At 69.5% G+C, this 19,738-nt stretch carries 18 protein-coding genes; 1 reads left to right on the forward strand and 17 read right to left on the reverse strand.

Annotation, left to right across the window (positions count from 1 at the left end; all coding sequences use genetic code 11):
* Positions 1-15 precede the first annotated feature (15 nt).
* The 17 genes from atpA to argS all read right to left on the reverse strand — a co-directional run bounded on the left by atpA (position 16) and on the right by argS (position 18,983).
* A complete protein-coding gene (atpA, locus tag AC3CBB_RS06735) occupies positions 16-1,650 on the reverse strand; it encodes a F0F1 ATP synthase subunit alpha (protein ID WP_123504823.1) in 1,635 nt (544 codons plus the stop codon).
* Between the two features lie 104 nt (positions 1,651-1,754).
* A complete protein-coding gene (locus AC3CBB_RS06740; RefSeq protein ID WP_488626434.1) occupies positions 1,755-2,549 on the reverse strand; it encodes a F0F1 ATP synthase subunit delta in 795 nt (264 codons plus the stop codon).
* Between the two features lie 2 nt (positions 2,550-2,551).
* Positions 2,552-3,109 carry a F0F1 ATP synthase subunit B gene (locus AC3CBB_RS06745; protein ID WP_123504825.1) on the reverse strand — a complete coding sequence of 186 codons (558 nt, stop codon included), beginning with the start codon at positions 3,107-3,109 and terminating at the stop codon, positions 2,552-2,554.
* 13 nt (positions 3,110-3,122) lie between these two features.
* Complete coding sequence (atpE, locus tag AC3CBB_RS06750) at positions 3,123-3,356, reverse strand: ATP synthase F0 subunit C (RefSeq protein ID WP_123504826.1); 234 nt, start codon at positions 3,354-3,356, stop codon at positions 3,123-3,125.
* A 48-nt stretch (positions 3,357-3,404) separates the two neighbouring features.
* Complete coding sequence (gene atpB / locus AC3CBB_RS06755; protein WP_370454044.1) at positions 3,405-4,202, reverse strand: F0F1 ATP synthase subunit A; 798 nt, start codon at positions 4,200-4,202, stop codon at positions 3,405-3,407.
* A gap of 238 nt (positions 4,203-4,440) precedes the next feature.
* On the reverse strand, positions 4,441-4,911 hold the full coding sequence (locus tag AC3CBB_RS06760) for a Cg1360 family ATP-synthase-associated protein (RefSeq protein ID WP_488626435.1): 471 nt from the start codon (positions 4,909-4,911) through the stop codon (positions 4,441-4,443).
* Complete coding sequence (locus AC3CBB_RS06765; RefSeq protein ID WP_488626436.1) at positions 4,908-6,344, reverse strand: MraY family glycosyltransferase; 1,437 nt, start codon at positions 6,342-6,344, stop codon at positions 4,908-4,910. Before AC3CBB_RS06765 ends, AC3CBB_RS06760 begins: the two co-directional genes overlap by 4 nt.
* Before the next feature lie 38 nt (positions 6,345-6,382).
* Positions 6,383-7,060, reverse strand: a complete 678-nt coding sequence (locus AC3CBB_RS06770; protein WP_123504830.1) for an L-threonylcarbamoyladenylate synthase — start codon at positions 7,058-7,060, stop codon at positions 6,383-6,385.
* 73 nt (positions 7,061-7,133) lie between these two features.
* On the reverse strand, positions 7,134-7,991 hold the full coding sequence (gene prmC, locus AC3CBB_RS06775; protein WP_488626437.1) for a peptide chain release factor N(5)-glutamine methyltransferase: 858 nt from the start codon (positions 7,989-7,991) through the stop codon (positions 7,134-7,136).
* Positions 7,988-9,070 (reverse strand): peptide chain release factor 1, encoded by a 1,083-nt coding sequence (gene prfA / locus AC3CBB_RS06780; RefSeq protein ID WP_123504832.1) that lies wholly within the window; start codon positions 9,068-9,070, stop codon positions 7,988-7,990. The genes prmC and prfA overlap by 4 nt, the downstream gene beginning before the upstream one ends.
* A 2-nt stretch (positions 9,071-9,072) precedes the next feature.
* A complete protein-coding gene (gene rho / locus AC3CBB_RS06785; protein ID WP_488626438.1) occupies positions 9,073-11,475 on the reverse strand; it encodes a transcription termination factor Rho in 2,403 nt (800 codons plus the stop codon).
* Between the two features lie 198 nt (positions 11,476-11,673).
* Positions 11,674-12,636, reverse strand: coding sequence for a homoserine kinase (thrB, locus tag AC3CBB_RS06790; RefSeq protein WP_488626439.1), 963 nt, complete (start codon positions 12,634-12,636; stop codon positions 11,674-11,676).
* The gene (gene thrC, locus AC3CBB_RS06795) at positions 12,633-13,715 is read right to left on the reverse strand and encodes a threonine synthase (RefSeq protein WP_488626440.1); all 1,083 of its coding nucleotides are present in this window, start codon (positions 13,713-13,715) and stop codon (positions 12,633-12,635) included. The genes thrB and thrC overlap by 4 nt, the downstream gene beginning before the upstream one ends.
* On the reverse strand, positions 13,715-15,043 hold the full coding sequence (locus AC3CBB_RS06800; RefSeq protein ID WP_488626441.1) for a homoserine dehydrogenase: 1,329 nt from the start codon (positions 15,041-15,043) through the stop codon (positions 13,715-13,717). Before AC3CBB_RS06800 ends, thrC begins: the two co-directional genes overlap by 1 nt.
* A 14-nt stretch (positions 15,044-15,057) precedes the next feature.
* Positions 15,058-16,503, reverse strand: a complete 1,446-nt coding sequence (gene lysA, locus AC3CBB_RS06805) for a diaminopimelate decarboxylase (protein ID WP_488626442.1) — start codon at positions 16,501-16,503, stop codon at positions 15,058-15,060.
* A complete protein-coding gene (locus AC3CBB_RS06810; RefSeq protein WP_488626443.1) occupies positions 16,500-17,303 on the reverse strand; it encodes an LmeA family phospholipid-binding protein in 804 nt (267 codons plus the stop codon). Before AC3CBB_RS06810 ends, lysA begins: the two co-directional genes overlap by 4 nt.
* Positions 17,304-17,306: 3 nt before the next feature.
* The gene (gene argS / locus AC3CBB_RS06815; protein WP_488626444.1) at positions 17,307-18,983 is read right to left on the reverse strand and encodes an arginine--tRNA ligase; all 1,677 of its coding nucleotides are present in this window, start codon (positions 18,981-18,983) and stop codon (positions 17,307-17,309) included.
* Positions 18,984-19,056: 73 nt separating this feature from the next.
* Between argS and AC3CBB_RS06820 the strand changes: the two genes are divergently transcribed.
* The gene (locus AC3CBB_RS06820) at positions 19,057-19,701 is read left to right on the forward strand and encodes a hypothetical protein (protein ID WP_488626445.1); all 645 of its coding nucleotides are present in this window, start codon (positions 19,057-19,059) and stop codon (positions 19,699-19,701) included.
* The last annotated feature ends 37 nt before the right edge of the window (positions 19,702-19,738 follow it).

Here is a 19,738-nt window from a genome sequence, read left to right on the forward strand (position 1 = left end):
GAAGGTCGGCAGTCGCTATCGCGACTTGACGATCTTCTCCTGGTTGACGTCTTCGGCGTCCGTGGCGGTGAACTCCTCGCGGCCGACGGAAGCCAGCGGCTTGCCCTCGCCCGTCTGGAACTCCTTCTTGAACTCCTCGATCGACGAGTCGAGCTGAGCCACGAGGTCGTCCGAGAGCACGTTGGTCTCGGCCAGCGTCGTGAGGACGTCACCGGTGCGCGAGAGATAGTCGTGCAGCTCGGCCTCGAAGCGCAGGATGTCGGCCACGGGGACCTCGTCGAGCTTGCCGTTGGTGCCGGCCCAGATCGAGACGACCTGCTTCTCGACCGGGAACGGCGAGTACTGCGGCTGCTTGAGCAGCTCGGTCAGGCGGGCGCCACGGGCGAGCTGACGGCGGCTGGCCTGGTCGAGGTCGGACGCGAACATCGCGAAGGCCTCGAGCGAGCGGTACTGGGCGAGCTCGAGCTTCAGCGTGCCCGAGACCTTCTTGATCGACTTCACCTGAGCGTCGCCGCCCACTCGCGAGACCGAGATCCCGACGTCGACCGCAGGACGCTGGTTGGCGTTGAAGAGGTCGGACTGGAGGAAGATCTGGCCGTCGGTGATCGAGATCACGTTGGTCGGGATGTACGCCGAGACGTCGTTCGCCTTGGTCTCGATGATGGGCAGACCCGTCATCGAGCCGGCGCCGAGCTCGTCGGACAGCTTCGCGCAGCGCTCGAGGAGACGCGAGTGCAGGTAGAACACGTCGCCGGGGTAGGCCTCGCGTCCCGGCGGACGACGGAGCAGCAACGAGACGGCACGGTAGGCCTCGGCCTGCTTCGACAGGTCGTCGAACACGATGAGGACGTGCTTGCCCTCGTACATCCACTGCTGGCCGATGGCCGAGCCGGTGTACGGGGCGAGGTACTTGAAGCCGGCGGGGTCGGACGCGGGCGACGCGACGATGGTGGTGTACTCCATCGCTCCGGCGTCCTCGAGCGCGCCCTTCACCGAGGCGATGGTCGAGCCCTTCTGGCCGATGGCGACGTAGATGCAGCGGACCTGCTTGTTGATGTCGCCCGAGTCCCAGTTGGCCTTCTGGTTGATGATCGTGTCGATCGCGATGGCCGTCTTGCCGGTCTGACGGTCGCCGATGATGAGCTGACGCTGGCCGCGGCCGATCGGGATCATGGCGTCGATCGCCTTGATGCCCGTCTGCATGGGCTCGTGCACCGACTTGCGCTGCATGACGCCGGGAGCCTGGAGCTCGAGAGCGCGGCGGCCGGAGGTCTCGATGTCGCCGAGGCCGTCGATCGCGTTGCCGAGAGGGTCGACGACGCGGCCGAGGTAGCCCTCTCCGACGGGGACGGAGAGGACCTCGCCGGTGCGGGTGACCTCGAGGCCCTCGTCGATGCCGCTGAACTCACCCAGGACGATGACACCGATCTCGTCTTCGTCGAGGTTCTGGGCGAGGCCCAGGGTGCCGTCGGCGAAGCGGATGAGCTCGTTGGCCATGACGCCGGGGAGACCCTCGACGTGCGCGATGCCGTCAGCGGCATCGATGACGTGACCGACCTCGGTCGTGGACGTCTGCGAGGGCTCGTACGCCGAGACGAAGTCTTTGAGGGCGTCGCGAATCTCATCAGGGCTGATCTTGATGTCTGCCATTGGGATTCCTTTGTCGTTGTGTCTGTGACGATAACCGTGCAGGGCGTATGCCCCGCGTGGTCGGGTGAGCCCGCGTCAGCGAGCCTTGGTGCGTGTGGGTGCGATCAGCCGGCGAGCTGAAGGCGCAGATCGGTGAGTCTCGTCGACACCGTGCCGTCGATGACCTCGTCGCCCACCTGGACCCGGAGCCCGCCCAGGATCGACGGATCGATCACCAGGTTCACTCGCAGGCTACGACCGAACTGCTTCGCGAGGCCGCGCTCGAGACGCGTCACCTGCTCGGCGGCGATCGGCGCGGCGGTCGTGACCACTGCGACGAGCTCGTCGGACTGGTCGGCGACGATGGCGGCGGCGTTCCGCAGGAGCTCGCCGATTCGGCGGCCACGGGGCTGCTGCACGAGCTGCGAGACGATGGAGATCGTCTGCTGCGACGCCTTGCCGGCGAGGAGCTTCTCGACGAGGCCGGCTTTCGCTGGCCCGTCGCTGAGCTTCGTGCCGACCGCCAGCTCGAGCGAGGCGTCGGAGGAGACGACCTCGCCGAACGAGAACAGCTCGCCCTCGATCGACAGATCGGCCGGAGCCGACTTCGCGATCGTGCGGATGCCGATCTCTTCCACACCCGCGAGGAGGTCGCTGTGAGACGACCAGCGGCTGCCGACCACGGAGGTCAGCAGGGCACGAGCGGACTCGGTGAATGGGGCGAAGACGCGGTCGATGAACGCCTTCTTGCCGGTGACGTCTTCGGCAGGGTCGGCCAGGTAGGCCAGCAGCTTCGACGACGATCCGATGACTCGACCCGCGTTGAGGAGCTGTTCTCCCGTGGCCAGGTCAGCCGCGTCGCCGAGATCGGCGAGCACGCCCCGCGCGGACGCGAGTGCTTCTCTGGTCATGGATCCCATGGTTACTTGCCTGCCTTCGACGCTTCGTCGGCCTCGAGCTCGGACAGGAAGCGGTCGACGATGGCCGATGCCTTCCTGTCGTCGGTGAGGCTCTCGCCGATGACGCCCGACGCGAGATCGATCGCCAGCGAGCCGACCTCGCCGCGGAGCGAGACGAGGGCGCTCTGGCGCTCCGCCTCGATCTGGGCGGTCGCGTTCGCCGTGATGCGGTCGGCGTCGGCCTGAGCCTGCGCCTTGACGTCGTTGGCGATGCGAGTCGCATCCGTACGAGCCTGCTCGCGGATCTTGGCTGCCTCGGCACGAGCGTCGGCCAGCTGCTTGTTGTACTCCTCGAGCGCGGCAGCCGCTTCGGCCTGAGCGTTCTCGGCCTTCTTGATGCCGCCCTCGATGACCTCGGCGCGCTCGTCGAGCATCGTCTTCATGCGCGGGAGGACCAGGCGCCAGAAGATGAGCAGGATCGCGACGAAGCACACAGCACCCCAAACGAGGTCCGGCGTCGCGGGCAGCAACGGGTTGTGTGACTCACCCGCCGCAACCACGGTGGAAGTAGTGCTGAGCATTCGTCAGCCTCTCTTAGACGAAGATGAAGTACGTGGCGATGCCGATGAAGGCCAGGGCCTCGGTGAAGGCGATACCGATGTACATGAGGACCGTGAGGCGGCCCTGGAGCTCGGGCTGGCGGGCGACGGACTCGATGGTCTTGCCGACCACGATGCCCACGCCGATGGCCGGGCCGATTGCCGCGAGGCCGTAACCGACCGTCGCGATGTTTCCGTCGATTGCAGCGAGAACGGTTGATGCGTCCACGTGTGTTTCCTTCCGTGATGGCGGTTCGGGCAGGCGCCCGGACCGTTGTTAGTGTTCGTCGTTCAGCGCGAGCTGAGCGTAAACAGCAGTGAGCAGCGAGAAGACGTAAGCCTGGAGGACAGCCACCAGAATCTCGAACAGGGTGAACACGAAGCCGAAGGCGATCGTGCCGATTCCGAACAGGGCGAAGAGGTTGCCCGACTCGAAGAGGAAGAACGAGGTCGCCGTGAAGAACAGCACCAGCAGGAGGTGCCCGACGATCATGTTCATGAGGAGTCGCAGGGTCAGCGTGACCGGGCGGAGCACGAACGTCGAGACGAGCTCGATCGGCGTCACGATGATGTACAGCGGCCACGGCACGCCCGGAGGCACGAGGGCGTTCTTGAAGAACGCGCCCGGGTGCTTCCGGATGCCGGCGTAGATGAACACGACGTAGGCGACGGCGGCCAGGATCAACGGGATGCCGATCAGCGAGGTGCCGGCGATGTTGAAGCCCGGGATGATGCCGGTCAGGTTCATGAAGAGGACCATGAAGAAGACGGTCGTCAGAATCGGCAGGAAGCGCTTGCCGTCTTTCTTGCCGAGCAGGTCTTCGGCGATGTTGACGCGGACGAGGTCCAGGCCCATCTCGACGATGCTCTGGAAGCGACCGGGGACGAGCTTCATCTTGCGGGTACCGAGCCAGAAGACCAGGAAGAGCACGATGACGGCGAAGAAGCGCGCCAGCATGATTCGGTTGATCTCGAAGGGGGTGCCGTCGAAGAGGAGGACCGACGGGAAGAACTCGTCGATCGATGGGCCCTGGAAACCGCCGGTGCTGTCGCTCGCTGCGGCGAGAGGATGCACCAGGGTGATGGCGTTAGCTAACAGCGCTATCTCCTGATTCGGGACGCAGCTCTCAGTGATGAAGCCGGGAAGACCAACTGCAACACGTGCGGTTTTTCTAGCCTGGTTTCAACTCCGCGAGATGCGGCGATGATCTGTGGGGAAGCGACCCTTCGGCAGTGAACAGGCCGGGGACACGAACGAGTTCAGCCTATCAACAGATTCGCCCGGAGACGAACCAATCGGGCCGGTGGCGGGCCTATTGGTCTGATATTGCGCCGTCTGCACCCGATGCAGCCGAGTCGAGCACGGACGAGTCGACGTAGGGCACGCGCGAGCGCATCACGACGACGACGTCGACCACGAGCGACCCGAGCACCCCGGCGACGATGCAGACGAACAGGACGACCGTGTTGACCCACGTCTGGTCTTTGAGCAGGACCACCAGCACCAGGAAGATGACGAACTTGAGCAGCCAGCCGCCGAGCACGATGCCGAAGAAGGCGCCGCTGATGAGGCTGCCGCCCGATGCCCTGAGACCGAGCAGGATGCTCACCGCCGTCAGGCCCGTGAAGACGAGCGCGAGGGCCGTGCCGATGAGGGCGCCGGCCACGCCGTGACTGCCCGCGGCGATGCCGCCGATGACCGAGCCGACGACGGCGATGACGAGGGCGAGCAGGGCTCCGTACCGGACGATGGTGACGTAGAGGCGATTGCCGGCGGGGTTCATGCGGATCTTCCTGATTCGGAGCGTGCGGTGGTCGAGCCGGTGGTGCCGGGGCGGCCGGGTTCGGGACGTGACGAGGGAGCCGGACGGCCCGGCTCGGGCCGCGCGGTCGCGGACTCGGCCGCCGACGGGAGCTGCGGGGCAGGGCCCGTGGTGCCGCGGAGGGCCGTGACCGCGACGCGCTCGTCGTCGGCGGTGGGCTTCGGAGTTCCTGCGCCCGGAACGCTCTTGGCACGAGCGGCACCGGCCTGGTCGAGCGCGTCGAAGCGGTCGGCCCCGGTCTCGGCGGCGGCCGACGGCGCGGCGCTCTGCACAGCGATCTCGACGCGCTTGCGGCGGCTCAGCGGCGCGAGGGTGATGGCCGCGCAGACGACCAGGCCGGCGGCGAGGAACACCACGACCCAGTGCACGGGCAGGAAGAAGAACAGGAGGCAGCCGACCGAGACCAGGGCGGTCCAGCCGTAAAAGATCAGGACGGCGTGGAAGTGCGAGTGGCCCATGTCGAGCAGCCGGTGGTGGAGGTGCTTGCGGTCGGCGCTGAAGGGCGACTTGCCGGCACTGACGCGGCGCAGCACTGCGAGGCCGAAGTCGAGGAGCGGCACGATCAGGACTGCGAAGGGCAGCAGGATCGGGATGAAGACCGGCAGCAGCGTCGTCTTGTCGACCGAGCCCGGGTTGAGGTTGCCGGTGACCGAGACCGCGCTGGTCGCCATGAGGAGGCCGGTCAGCAGCGCGCCCGCGTCGCCCATGAACATGCGCGCCGGGTGCCAGTTGAGGGGCAGGAAGCCGACCGCCGCGCCGATCAGCACGGCGGTGAGCAGGGCGGCGAGGTTGAAGTACTCGACGCCCTGGTTCGCGTTCGTCAGGATGAAGCTGTAGATGAAGAACACGCCGTTCGCGATGATCGTCACGCCGGCGACCAGGCCGTCGAGGCCGTCGATGAAGTTGACCGCGTTCATCACGAGCACCACGACGAGCACCGTCAGGATCAGCGACATGTAGCTCGACCCGATGGTGAGGCCGCCGATCGGCAGCGACAGCAGCTGCACGCCCTGCCAGGCCAGCACGCCGGCCGCGATGATCTGCGCGGCGAGCTTGGTCATCCAGTCGAGGTCGTAGAGGTCGTCGATCACGCCCACCGCGACGATGATCAGCGCGGCGGCGAGGATCGCCAGGATGTGGCCGGGCTCGGCGAAGACCAGGCGGAAGTAGTCGGCCTTCGATATCAGCGGAAAGACGAACCACGCCGACAGCAGGGCGACGACGATGCCGCCGAACATGGCGATCCCGCCGAGCCGCGGCGTCGGGTTGACGTGGACGTCGCGCTCGCGGATCTTCGGGGCGATGCGGTACTTCGTGCCGAGCCGCCAGGCCAGGACCGAGAGGGCGAAGCTGACGATCGCCGAGATCGCCGCCGCGAGGAGGTAGTACCTCACCTCGCGGCCCTCACGACTCGGCCCTCATCGCGTCGGCCTCATACGACGACGTCGCTGCCCGCCACCCGGCGGATGTCGTCGTCGCTGATGACGCCGTGGCGCACGATGCGCAGCACGCCGTCGGCAGCGCCCGTCGCGTCGACGATCGTGGAGCCGGAGTTGGCGCCGGGGCGCTGCTCGTAGCCGGTGCCGGCCTGGCCGCCGTCGAGGTAGATCTCGACGTCGTCGCCGAGCATCGCCATCGCCTCGTGCGCGGTGAGCGCGGCTGGCTTGCCGGTGAGGTTGGCGCTCGACACGGCCAGAGGGCCGGTCTCTTCGAGGAGCTCCAGCAGGAGCTTGTTGTCTGGCTGACGCAGGGCGACGGTGCCCCGGGTCTCGCCGAGGTCCCAGGCGAGCGACGGCTGCGCCGTGAGGATCACGGTCAGCCCACCCGGCCAGAACTCGTCGAGCAGCGGCTGGATCAGCGACGGCACCGACTCGGCCAGAGCGGCGAGGGTGTCCTGCCCCTTGACCAGCACGGGCGGCGGCGACTGGCGGGTACGCCCCTTGGCCGCGAGAAGCCGCTCGACGGCCTCCGGGTCGAAGGCGTCGGCGGCGATGCCGTAGACGGTGTCGGTAGGGACGACGACGAGTTCGCCGCGCCCGATGGCGGCACGCGCGAGGCGCATGCCGGTGAGGAGTTCTGCGTCGACCGCGCAGTCGTAGAGGGAGGCCATGACTCGACGATTGTAGTGCGCTGATCCTGGCGTCCCGCCCACGGCTCGCATGAGAGGGCAGGAACTGCCGCCCTCAGCGCACCGCCGTGGTCGCCCGATCGCGCCGCGTCAGGTCTTCGTGGGTGGCCGCGCCGCGCCATCCGTCGCGAGACAGCAGCTCGCGGATCGCGGGGCCCTGCTCTTCGCCGTGCTCGATGACGAGCGTCCCTCCGGGCACCAGGAGCGCGAGCGCGCGCTGCGAGAGCGCGCGGACGAGGTCGAGGCCGTCCACTCCCCCGTACAGCGCCAGCTCGGGGTCGAACAGCCGCACCTCGGGGTCGCGCGGCACCATCCCGAGCGGGATGTACGGCGGGTTCGAGACGACCACCTGCACGGCTCCGTCGAGTTCGGGCAGGGCCGACGCCATGTCGCCCTCGACGAGGGTGACGTCGGCCCCGGTCGACGCGATGTTGCGGCGCGTCCACACGGCGGCCTCGGGCGACAGCTCGACGGCGTACACGCGGGCGCGGGGAACCTCGGTGGCCATCGACAGCGCGAGGGCGCCGCTGCCAGTGCCGAGGTCGACGGCCACGGGCTGCGGCTCAGCACGCGCCGAGAGCGCGTCGATGGCGATCTGCGCGACCCCCTCGGTCTCGGGGCGCGGGACGAAGACGCCGGGCCCGACATGGAGCACGAGGTGGCGGAACGGTGCCAGACCGGTGATGTGCTGGAGCGGCTCTCGAGTCGCTCGACGGGCGAGGACGGACTCGAAGGCGAGTTCCTGCGCCTCGGTCAGGACCGTGCCGACGATCGCCTTGACCGCGATCTCACCCCGGCCCACCTCGAGGACGTGCGCGAGGAGCAGCTCGGCATCCGCGCCCGCGGACGGGATGCCGACCTGATCGAGGGCGGCGCGCCCCTGCTGGAGCGCGTCGCCGACGCCGAGGGTCACTCGCCCTGGTCGCCGATGTCGGCCAGACGCGCCTCTTCGTCGGCCTGGATGCACGACTCGATGACCGGCTCGAGCGCGCCGTCCATGACAGCGTCGAGGTTGTAGGCCTTGTAGCCGGTGCGGTGGTCGGCGATGCGGTTCTCGGGGAAGTTGTAGGTGCGGATGCGCTCGGAGCGGTCCATCCCCCGGATCTGGCTCTTGCGGGCGATGGAGTCGACAGCCGCCTGCTCCTCCGCCTGACGGGCGAGGATGCGGGCGCGGAGCACGCGCATTCCGGCCTCGCGGTTCTGCAGCTGCGACTTCTCGTTCTGCATGGCCACGACGATGCCGGTCGGGAGGTGCGTGATCCGCACGGCGGAGTCGGTCGTGTTGACCGACTGGCCGCCAGGGCCTGACGAGCGGTACACGTCGATCTTGAGGTCGTTCTGGTTGATCTCGACCTCTTCGGGCTCGTCGACCTCGGGGAACACCAGCACGCCGGTGGTCGACGTGTGGATGCGCCCCTGCGACTCGGTCGCCGGCACGCGCTGGACGCGGTGCACGCCGCCCTCGTACTTGAGGTGGGCCCAGACGCCCTGCGCGGGATCCGACGAGTTCGACTTGATGGCCACCTGGACGTTCTTGTAGCCGCCCAGGTCGGATTCGTCGCGCTCGAGGAGCTCGGTCTTCCAGCCCTTGGACTCGGCGTAGTGCGAGTACATGCGGAGGAGGTCGGCTGCGAAGAGCGCGCTCTCGGCACCGCCCTCGCCGCCCTTGATCTCCATGATGACGTCGCGGCCGTCGTCGGGGTCGCGCGGGATCAGGAGTCGCCGGAGCTTCTCCTGGGTCTCGGCCAGGGTGTCCTCCATCGCGGGCACCTCGGCCGCGAAGGCCTCGTCTTCGCGCGCGAGCTCGCGCGCGGCGTCGAGGTCTTCGCCGGCCTGCAGCCACGCCGTGTGCGCAGCGACGATGCGGCTGAGCTCGGCGTACCGGCGGTTGATCTTCTTGGCTCTGGCCGCATCCGCGTGAACGGCGGGGTCTGACAGCTGGTGCTGGAGATCCTCATGCTCGGCCAGCAGCACTGCTACCGACTCGAACACGCTCAGTCCTCTTTGTGGCCGGCCGCCGCCGGGACCGACTTCTGCACCTGGACCAGGAACTCGACGTTCGACTGAGTCTCTTTCAGGTTGCGGAGGACGATCTCGAGCGCCTGCTGCTGGTCGAGGCCGGCGAGAGCGCGGCGCAGGCGCCACGTGATCGTGACCTCGTCGGGGCTGAGGAGCATCTCTTCGCGGCGGGTTCCCGACGCGTTGACGTCGACGGCCGGGAAGATGCGCTTGTCGGCCAGGTGGCGCGACAGGCGAAGCTCCATGTTGCCGGTGCCCTTGAACTCCTCGAAGATCACTTCGTCCATCTTCGAGCCGGTCTCGACGAGCGCGGTCGCGAGGATGGTCAGCGAGCCGCCGTTCTCGATGTTGCGCGCGGCACCGAAGAAGCGCTTCGGCGGGTAGAGAGCCGACGAGTCGACGCCGCCGGAGAGGATGCGGCCCGAGGCGGGGGTCGAGAGGTTGTAGGCGCGGCCCAGGCGGGTGATCGAGTCGAGCAGCACGACGACGTCGTGGCCCAGCTCGACGAGGCGCTTGGCGCGCTCGATGGCCAGCTCGGCGACCGTGGTGTGGTCTTCGGCGGGACGGTCGAAGGTCGATGCGATGACCTCGCCCTTCACCGTGCGCTGCATGTCGGTGACCTCTTCGGGACGCTCGTCGACCAGGACGACCATGAGGTGGACCTCGGGGTTGTTCTTGGCGATCGAGTTCGCGATGGCCTGCAGCACGAGGGTCTTGCCGGCCTTGGGCGGCGAGACGATCAGGCCCCGCTGGCCCTTGCCGATCGGCGACACGAGGTCGATGATGCGCGTCGACAGCTTGCCGGGCTCGGTCTCGAGGCGGAGGCGCTCCTGCGGGTAGAGGGGCGTCAGCTTCGAGAACTCGACGCGCTTGGCGGCGTCGTCGATGTTCTGGCCGTTGATCGAGTCGATGCGCACGATCGCGTTGTACTTCTGGCGGCCCTGCTGGTTGTCGCCCTCGCGCGGCTGACGGATCGCGCCGACGACGGCGTCGCCCTTGCGGAGGTGGTACTTCTTCACCTGGCCGAGCGACACGTACACGTCGCTGGCGCCGGGGAGGTAGCCGGTGGTGCGGACGAACGCGTAGTTGTCGAGCACGTCGAGGATGCCCGCGACGGGGATGAGCACGTCGTCTTCGGTGATCTCGGGCTCGAAGTCGTCGTTCTGGTTGGAGCGGCCGCGCTTGCGGTCGCGCTGACGGTTGCGGCTGCGGCCGCCCTCGTTCTCGTCGTCGACGGGGCCGTTCTGGCCGCCCTGCTGGTTCTGCTGGCCGTTCTGGGCCGAGCGCTGGTCGTTCTGACCGCCCTGGTTGCCGACGGTCGGAGCGGACTGCGGGGCCTGGCCGTTCTGGCGGTCGTTGTTCTGGCGGTCGTTGTTCTGACGGTCGTTGTTCTGACGGTCGACATTCTGGTTGCCGCCGTTCTGGCGGTCGCCACCCTGGTTGCCGCCGTTCTGGCGGTCGCCACCCTGGTTGCCGCCGTTCTGACGGTCGCCGTTCTGGTTGTTCTGGCGGTCGCCGCGGTTGCGGTTGCGGCTGCGACGGCCGCCGCCCTGCTGCGGCTGCTGGTCGGAGTTCGAGTCGGACTTGCCACTCTGATCAGACGACGCCTGGTCGGCCGCGGGGGCCTGCTGAGAAGCGCCGCCCTGCTCGGCCGTCGAGGTGTCGGCCTCGACCCCGTTCGAGCCGGCCTCGGCAGCGGTCTCGGCTTCGCGCTGCTCGCGCAGGCGGGCCTGCTCGGCACGGGTGCGGTCGGCGCGCGACTGGCGGGGCGGGAGGTCGAGGACGATGTCGTCGGTGGTCTTGGGCTCGGCGGCGGCGGGCGCCTCGGCCGTCTGGCCGGAGTCGCCGGCACGGCGCGAACCGCGACGACGGCGGTTGCCGCCCTCACGAGGCTCGGCCGGAGCCGCCTCGTCGGCGGTCGCGTCGACGACGGGCGCGACGGCGGCCGCGGGCGCCTCGACGGCGACGGGCGTCTCGGTGGGGATCTCGAGAACGCCCGACTCGCCCTGGTTGGCGTGCTCGACGGCCGACTTGGGAGCCGTCGCGGTGGCGGTGGTGGCGCGGCGCGGGGCGCGCTTGGCCTTGGCCGGCGCGGCGGGAGCCTCGACGGCGGTCTCGGCCGCGGGAGCCTCGACGGCGGCTTCGGCTGCGGGAGCCTCGACCTCGGCCGGCGCCTCGAACGTCAGCTCGGGCTGGGCGTCGGCCGACACCGCAGCGGCGGGGGCGACAGCGCCCGCACCGGCCTGAGCGGCCTCGATCGCGGCGATGAGATCGCCCTTGCGGAGCTTGGAGATGCCGGAGATGCCGAGCGACGAGGCGAGAGCCTGGAGCGCCGGCAGACGCTGAGCTGTGAGTTCAGCGGTGGTCGTGTCAGTCACGGAGATGGTTTCCTTTCGCTCCCCGGCACAGATAGGCGGGGGTGAGCTTGCCGTGCCTTGGGCAACGGCCGCGCAGACGACTCACCCGAACGTGTACGGATGCACAGTTCGAGAGATCAGCGCAATGGGTGTGCGGCGCAGGAACACGGGATTTCGTTGTGCTCTGCCCCGGGATTCGCGGCCGCTCAAGAGATGGAACTAGTGAACGGCGCTTTCTACCGGGTGCGGCACCACTGTAGCACCCTTGAGATCGACGGCCAGCATGAGCGCGCGCCATGTCGAGATGGAGTGCTCGTCGACCAGCCGGGCGGCGAAGAGGCGCTGGGCCGGGTCACTTCCGAGCACGAGGAGCGATGGCCCCGCGCCCGAGACGACGGCGGCGAGGCCGGCGTCGCGCAGCATGCGGATGAGAGTGTCCGTCTCGGGCATGGCGCTCGCGCGGTAGCTCTGGTGCAGGCGGTCCTCCGTCGCTGCGAGCAGCAGCTCGGGGCTCTGGATGAGCGCGGCGACCAGCAGGGCCGAGCGCGACACGTTGAACGTGGCGTCCTCATGGGGCACGGACGCCGGCTGCAGGCTGCGCGCCAGCTTCGTCGAGAGCGTGGTCTCGGGCACGAACACGACCGGCGAGACGCCGCGGTGCACGAGCAGCCGCTTGTGCGACGGACCCTCGGAGGTGGTCCACGCGATGGTCAGGCCGCCGAACAGCGCCGGCGCGACGTTGTCGGGGTGCCCCTCGAGCTCGGTGGCGAGAGCCAGCAGGGTGGTGGAGTCGACCTCGACGATCCCCTCGAGGAGGCCCTTCGCGGCCATGATCCCGGAGACGATGGCGGCAGCGCTCGAGCCGAGGCCGCGACCGTGGGGGATCGCGTTGACGGCGTGCAGCTCGAGGCCGGGGAGTTCCTGCCCCAGTGCCTTGAAGGCGTGCGCGATGGACCGCACGACGAGATTCGTGTCGTCGACGGGGACCTCGCCCTCCCCCACCCCGGTCACGTGGACCGAGACGCCGGGCGTCGCGGTGGCCGTGACGACGAGCTCGTCGTACAGCGACAGCGCGATGCCCAGCGTGTCGAAGCCGGGGCCGAGATTCGCCGAGGTGGCGGGCACTCGCACGAGCACCGAGCGGCCGACCGGGCTGGTCGCCCCGACGGGAGCGTGGGTCACGCCGACGCTCGCACCAGGCCGAGCACGTCGGCGACCTCGGCGGTGTCGACGGACACGACGGTGGGCGTCACTTCGCCGCCATCGGCCGTCTTCAGAGCCCACTGCGGGTCTTTGAGGCCGTGGCCCGTCACCGTGAGGACGATCGTGGCACCCGCAGGAACGTGCCCGGCCTCGGCGCGCTCGAGCAGGCCGGCGACGCTGATCGCCGAGGCGGGCTCGACGAAGACGCCGACCTCTTGCGACAGGATGCGCTGCGCCTCGAGGATCTTGTCGTCGGTGATCGCGCCGAAGTAGCCGTCGGTGAGCTCGCGCGCCTCGAGGGCGAACTGCCACGAGGCCGGGTTGCCGATGCGGATGGCGCTGGCAATCGTCTCGGGGTGCTTGACGACCGAGCCGCCCACGATCGGGGCGGAGCCGGCGGCCTGGAAGCCGAACATGCGGGGCATCTTCGTCGTGCGGTTTGAAGCGAGGTCTTCGCGGTAGCCGCGGGTGTACGCCGTGTAGTTGCCCGCGTTGCCGACCGGAAGGTAGTGGAAGTCGGGCGCGTCGCCGAGCACGTCGACGACTTCGAACGCGGCGGTCTTCTGGCCCTCGATGCGGTCGTTGTTGACGGAGTTGACCAGGTGCACGGGGTAGTTCGCAGCGAGGTCGCGAGCGATGTCGAGGCAGTCGTCGAAGTTGCCCTGGATCTGCAGCAGCTGGCCGTTGTGCGCCACGGCCTGGCTGAGCTTGCCCATGGCGATCTTGCCCTCGGGCACGAGCACCGCGGCGGTGATGCCGGCGTGCGCCGCGTAGGCGGCCGCCGAGGCCGACGTGTTGCCGGTCGAGGCGCAGATGACGGCCTTAGCGCCGTGCTCGACGGCCTTCGAGATGGCCATCGTCATGCCGCGGTCTTTGAACGAGCCGGTCGGGTTGATGCCCTCGTACTTGACGTAGACCTTCGCGCCGGTGCGCTCGCTGAGGGCGCGCGCCGGGATGAGCGGAGTGCCGCCCTCGCCCAGCGTGACGATGGGGGTCGCCTCGGTGACGTCGAGACGGTCGGCGTATTCGCGCAGGACACCCTGCCACTGGTGGGCCATCAGGCTCCTTCAACTCGAAGCACGCTCGTGACGGAGTTCACGACGGGTGCGGTGGTGAGGTCGGCGACCGTGGCCGCGAGCGAGGCTTCGCGCGCGCGGTGCGTTCCGATGATCAGCGTAGCGGTGGCCGGGGCCTCGCCCGGCCCCGTGACGCTCTGCGACCCCGAGGTCTGCTGGACCGTCTCGACGCTGACGCCGTGGTGCGACAGGATGCCGGCCACCGTCGCGAGGACGCCCGGCTGATCGGTCACGTCGAGCGTGATCTGATAGCGGGTCGTGACGGTGCCGATGGGCAGGATCCGCAGGTCGGCGTGGTTGGACTCGGCGAGGCCCGGGCCGCCGATGACGTGGCGTCGCGCCGCCGACACGAGGTCGCCGAGCACGGCCGAGGCCGTCTCGACGCCGCCCGCGCCCGCGCCGTAGAACATCAGGTCGCCGGCAGCCTGCGCCTCGACGAAGACGGCGTTCTTGGCGCCGTGGACGGCGGCCAGGGGGTGACCCAGCGGAACCAGTGAGGGATGCACGCGCGCCGAGACGCCCGCTACGCCCTCGTCGTCGACGAGGCGCTCGCAGATCGCGAGGAGCTTGACGACGTAGCCGGCCTTGCGCGCCGCGACGACCTGCTCGTGTGTGACGCCGGTGATGCCCTCGCGGTGGACGGCGACGAGCGGGACGCTCGTGTGGAAGGCCAGGCTCGCGAGGATGGTGGCCTTCTGCGCCGCGTCGTAGCCCTCGATGTCGGCTGTGGGGTCGGCCTCGGCGTAGCCCAGCTCGGTGGCGTAGGCGAGGGCGTCGTCGAGCGATTCGCCCAGGGTGTCCATGCGGTCGAGGATGAAGTTCGTCGTGCCGTTGACGATGCCCATGACGCGCTCGACGGTGTCGCCGGCGAGGCTCTCGCGCAGGGGGCGGATGATCGGGATCGCACCGGCGACGGCGGCCTCGTAGTACAGCTGAGCGCCGACCTGCTCCGCGGCTCGGAACAGCTCGGGGCCGTGGCTGGCCAGGAGCGCCTTGTTGCCCGTGATGACGTCGGCACCCGAGTTGAGGGCCTTGAGCACGAGGCTGCGCGCGGGCTCGATGCCCCCGATCAGCTCGACGACGATGTCGGCTCCCAGGATCAGCGACTCGGCGTCGGTGGTGAGCAGCTCGCGCGGCAGGTCGACGTCGCGCTCGGCGTCGAGGTCGCGGACGGCGATGCCCGTGAGCTCGAGGCCCGCGCCGGCACGGCCCGCGAGCTCGTCGGACTGCTCGAGCAGGAGCCGCGCGACCTGGCTTCCGACGGAGCCGGCGCCGAGGAGGGCGACCCGGACGTTGCGGTATTCGATCATGTGGTGCTTTCCGTTCAGAGTGCGGATCGTGAAGAGGCTGCGGGTCGCGCGACGATGTCGTCGAGCTCGAGGTCGCGCGCCAGCAGGTCGGCCTCGGTCTCCCCGCGGACGATGATGCGGGCGCTTCCGTCCGAGACGGCGACGACCGGGGGTCGCCCCACGTGGTTGTAGTTGCTCGCGAGGCTCCAGCAGTAGGCTCCGGTCACAGGAACTGCCACGAGGTCGTCGGGGGCGACGTCGCCGGGCAGGTAGTCGGCGAGCACCACCAGGTCGCCCGACTCGCAGTGCTTGCCCGCGATGCGGACGAGCGCGGGCGCGGCCGACGAGGTGCGGCTGGCGATGCGCACCGAGTAGTCGGCGCGGTAGAGCGCAGTGCGGGCGTTGTCGCTCATGCCTCCGTCGACGCTGACGTAGCGGCGGACGGCGGTGCCGTCGTCGACCTCCGTGCCTGAGACCTCGACGTCCTTGATGGTGCCCACGGTGTACAGCGTCGTGCCCGCTGGTCCGGCGATCACGCGCCCGGGCTCGACGGCGATCACCGGGACGGGGATTCCGAGCCGAGCGCACTCGGCCGCGACGACCTCGGCGATGCCTCGCGCGAGGTCGGCGATCGGAGCCGCGTCGTCGACGCGCGTGTAGTTGACGCCGAATCCGCCGCCGAGGTTGAGCTCGGGCAGGTCGCCGTCGGCGAGGAGCGCGGCGTGCACCTCGAGAAGGCGGCGTGCGGCCTCGCCGAAGCCGTCGGTGCCGAAGATCTGCGAGCCGATGTGCGAGTGCAGGCCCAGGAACCGCAATGACGCGTGCGAGCGGATGGCGGCGACGGTGGCCGGGGTGTCGGCGAGGGTGATGCCGAACTTCTGGTCTTCGCGGGCCGTCGCGAGGTACTCGTGCGTGGACGCGTGGACCCCGCTGTTCACGCGCAGCCGCACCGGCTGCACGACGCCGTGGCGCTCGGCCGCGGCCGCGATGCGCTCGATCTCGATCAGACTGTCGATGACGATGGCGCCGACGCCGGCGGAGACGGCGCGGTCGATCTCGACGGGAGACTTGTTGTTGCCGTGGAACCCGATGCGGGCGGGATCGGCCCCGGCGGCCAGCGCGACCGCGAGCTCGCCGCCGGTGCAGACGTCGACGGCGAGGCCGGCCTCGGTGACCCAGCGGACCACGGCGCCCGACAGGAACGCCTTGGCGGCGTAGTAGACCTTCGCCGTCGACCCGATTCGGCCGATCTCGCTGTCGAAGACCCGCTTCGCCTCGGATGCCCGAGCACGGAAGTCGGCCTCGTCGACCACGTACAGCGGCGTGCCGAAGGTCTCCGCGAGCTCGGTCGCCGTCACTCCCCCGAGCGACAGCACGCCGTCGTCTCCGCGCACCGCGGACGTCGACCAGACGCCGGCGGCGAGGTCGTTCGGGTCGGCGGGCTCGAGGAGCCAGGCGGGGGCGAGGGGGTTCGCGGTCACGAGCAGCTCCCGGTCGTCTCGAAGGTGGAGTCGGTCAGCGCCAGCGAGTCGGTGTGCACCGAGATCCTCGCCGTCCTCGGCGAGACGACGATCCTCGAGACCGTCGCCCCCTTCGGCAGGTACTGGGCCGCGCAGACGCTCAGGTCGAGCGTCTTGGCGTACTGCAGGATCGCCGACGGCGACAGCTGGATCAGCCCGGACTTCAGGTCGGTCTCGGTCGGCGTGAACGCCACCCTCGTGCCGGAGCCGGAGGGCGCCACCGAGCCGGTGATCGTGCCGGACACCTTCAGGCCGAGCACGGTCAGCGTCTTGTCGAGCGACACCCGGTCGTCGCCGAGGCGCAGGGTGCCGAGGCGCTTCACGGCGTCGAGGTCGTTGATGGCCGACTGGTCGATGGTGATCGTCGCGTCGACGTCTCCGGTCGTGCCGCCCTCGCTCAGAGGGACGTCGTCGATGCGAGCGGTCGCCGAGAGCGGGGTGCCGCCCACGATGAGGTCGTGCGACCGGAGGTCGAGCTCGTCGAACCGACCCTTCGCGAGCTGCGCGATCGCGGAGAATCCCCCGATCGTGGCGTCGACCGAGCCCGTCGAGCCGGCGGGGAGCGACGACTGGATCTGCTTCGATACCTGGCCCTCGGCGTACGAGCGCACGACGAAGTCCGCGGCCACGACGAGAGCGGCGAGAAGGACGACGACGATGACGAGGATGACAAAAGGATGCCCACGTCGCCGCCCTCTCGCCGAGGTCGAGCTCTTCGGCGACGAGGTCGAGCCGTTCGGCGCTGGGGTCTGCGAGCTCATGAGCTACATCCTGTCAGGAGCCGACACGCCCAGGAGGCCGAGGCCGTTGCGAATCACCTGCCCCGCGGCGTCGTTGAGCCACAGTCGCGTGCGGTGGAGGTCGGTGACCTCTTCGTCGCCGAGCGGCGTGACGCGGCAGGCGTCGTACCAGCGGTGATAGGTGCCGGCCACCTCTTCGACGTACCGGGCGATGCGGTGCGGCTCGCGGAGCTCGGCGGCCTGCTGCACCACGCGAGGGAGCTCGGAGAGCGCACCGAGCAGCGACGCCTCCGTCGGGTCGGTGAGCAGCGAGGCGTCGAACACGCTGCGGTCGACGCCGGACGCCGCCGCGTTGCGGCCGACGGCCTGCGTGCGAGCGTGGGCGTACTGCACGTAGAAGACCGGGTTGTCGTTGCTGCGCTTGGTCAGCAGATCGAGGTCGATGTCGATCATCGAGTCGGCCGAGAACCGCACGAGCGAATAGCGGCCGGCGTCGACGCCGACGGCCTCGACGAGGTCTTCCATCGAGACGACCGTGCCGTTGCGCTTCGACATGCGCATCGGCTCGCCGTCGCGGACGAGGTTGACCAGCTGGCCGATCAGGATCTCGAGGTTGACGCCGGGAGTGTCGCCGAAGGCGGCGCACATGGCCATCATGCGGCCGATGTAGCCGTGGTGGTCGGCGCCGAGCATGATGATGTTGCGCTCGAAGCCGCGCTCGCGCTTGTCGAGGTAGTAGGCGAGGTCGCCCGCGATGTACGCGGCCTCCCCGTCGCTCTTGATGATGACGCGGTCGCGATCGTCGCCGAAGTCGGTCGTGCGCAGCCAGGTCGCCCCGTCGGCCTCGTAGACGTGGCCGAGCTCGCGCAGGCGCTCGATGGCGCGCTCGACGGCGTGCGACTCGTGCAGCGAGTTCTCGTGGAAGTACACGTCGAAGTCGACGCCGAAGTCGTGCAGAGATTCTTTGATGTCGCCGAACATGAACTCGACGCCCACGGCGCGGAAGAGCTCCTGGGCCTCGTCGCGCGGGATCTGAGTCACGTCGCCGTCGTACGTCTCGATGACGCGGGCGGCGATCTCGCTGATGTAGACCCCGCCGTACCCGTCGTCGGGCGTGGGCTCGCTCAGCGCGCTCGCGAGTAGGCTGCGCGCGAAGCGGTCGATCTGAGCCCCGTGGTCGTTGAAGTAGTACTCGCGAGTGACGATGCCGCCGACCGCCTGGAAAATGCGGGCGAGGCTGTCGCCCACCGCCGCCCAGCGGACGCCGCCGATGTGGATCGGCCCCGTCGGGTTGGCCGAGACGAACTCGAGGTTGATCGTCACGCCGTCGTAGTAGGTGCCGCGGCCGAAGGCCTCGCCCTGCTCGACGATGGTCTTCGCGAGAGCGCCAGCGGCGGCCGCCTCGAGAGTGATGTTGATGAAGCCGGGGCCTGCCACGTCGACGCCCGCGACACCGTCGGTCTCGGCGAGCTCGCCGGCGATGGCCGTGGCCAGCTCGCGCGGGTTCGTGCCGAGGCGCTTCGCGAACCTCATGGCGACGTTGGACGCCCAGTCGCCGTGATCGCGATTCTTCGGCCGCTCGAGAACGGTGTCGGCCACGGTCGCCTGGAGGGCCTCCAGCGACGGGTCGGACTCGCGTCGGCGCTCGGCGATTCCCTGGACGACGGCGAGCAGGGTGGCGGAGAGTTCGGCTGGAGTCACGGTCGTCAATCCTACCGGTCACGATGGTGCGGCGATCTCGTTCTCCACAGGGTCGATCCGCCAAGATTGAGGCATGCCCACGGCTTGTCGAACCCGAACCGTCCGTGCCCTCTCGCTCGCTCTCACCGCGGCGGCCGCGAGCGTGGTGCTCGCCGCCTGCACCTCGGGCGGCACCGGTGCGGGCCCGACGGCGTCATCCGCCGCGGGGGTCGGCCAGGGCGGCGCGACGTCCCGGTCCTCCGACCCGGCCACGCCCTCGCCGAGCCCGACCGGCGGCGCAGGAGCCCTCACGGCGACGCCCCTGTCGGTGGCCTGCGACACGCTCGCGCCCGACGCCGCGGTCACCGCCGCCTACGCCGGCATGGCGCCCGTGACCGAGCCGGACGTTCCGGCGAAGACCGACGCTGCCGTCATCGGCGCCTACGAGGGCACCGTCTGCCAGTGGAAGAGCGACACCGCCGTCATGACGCTCGCCGTGGGCCGGTTCGACGACGACAGCCTCACGCGTCTCAAGAACAGCCTCATCCGCACCAGCAACGCGGTGCCCACCTACGACGGCGAGGGCTACTTCGACCTCGTCGGCACGACGGGCACCGCCGAGGCGTTCACCGGGTCGTACTGGGTCGTCGCCGTGTCGGACGACCCCGTGTTCGGCGAGCCAGGGGGCGCCGAGCCCCTCGTCGATGCCGCCATCACAGCGCTCCAGGCCGGCGGCTGAGGCGAGGCTGCCTGCTGAGGCGACCGCCTCGAGTTCC

The organism is Frondihabitans sp. OV104 (assembly GCF_057787745.1).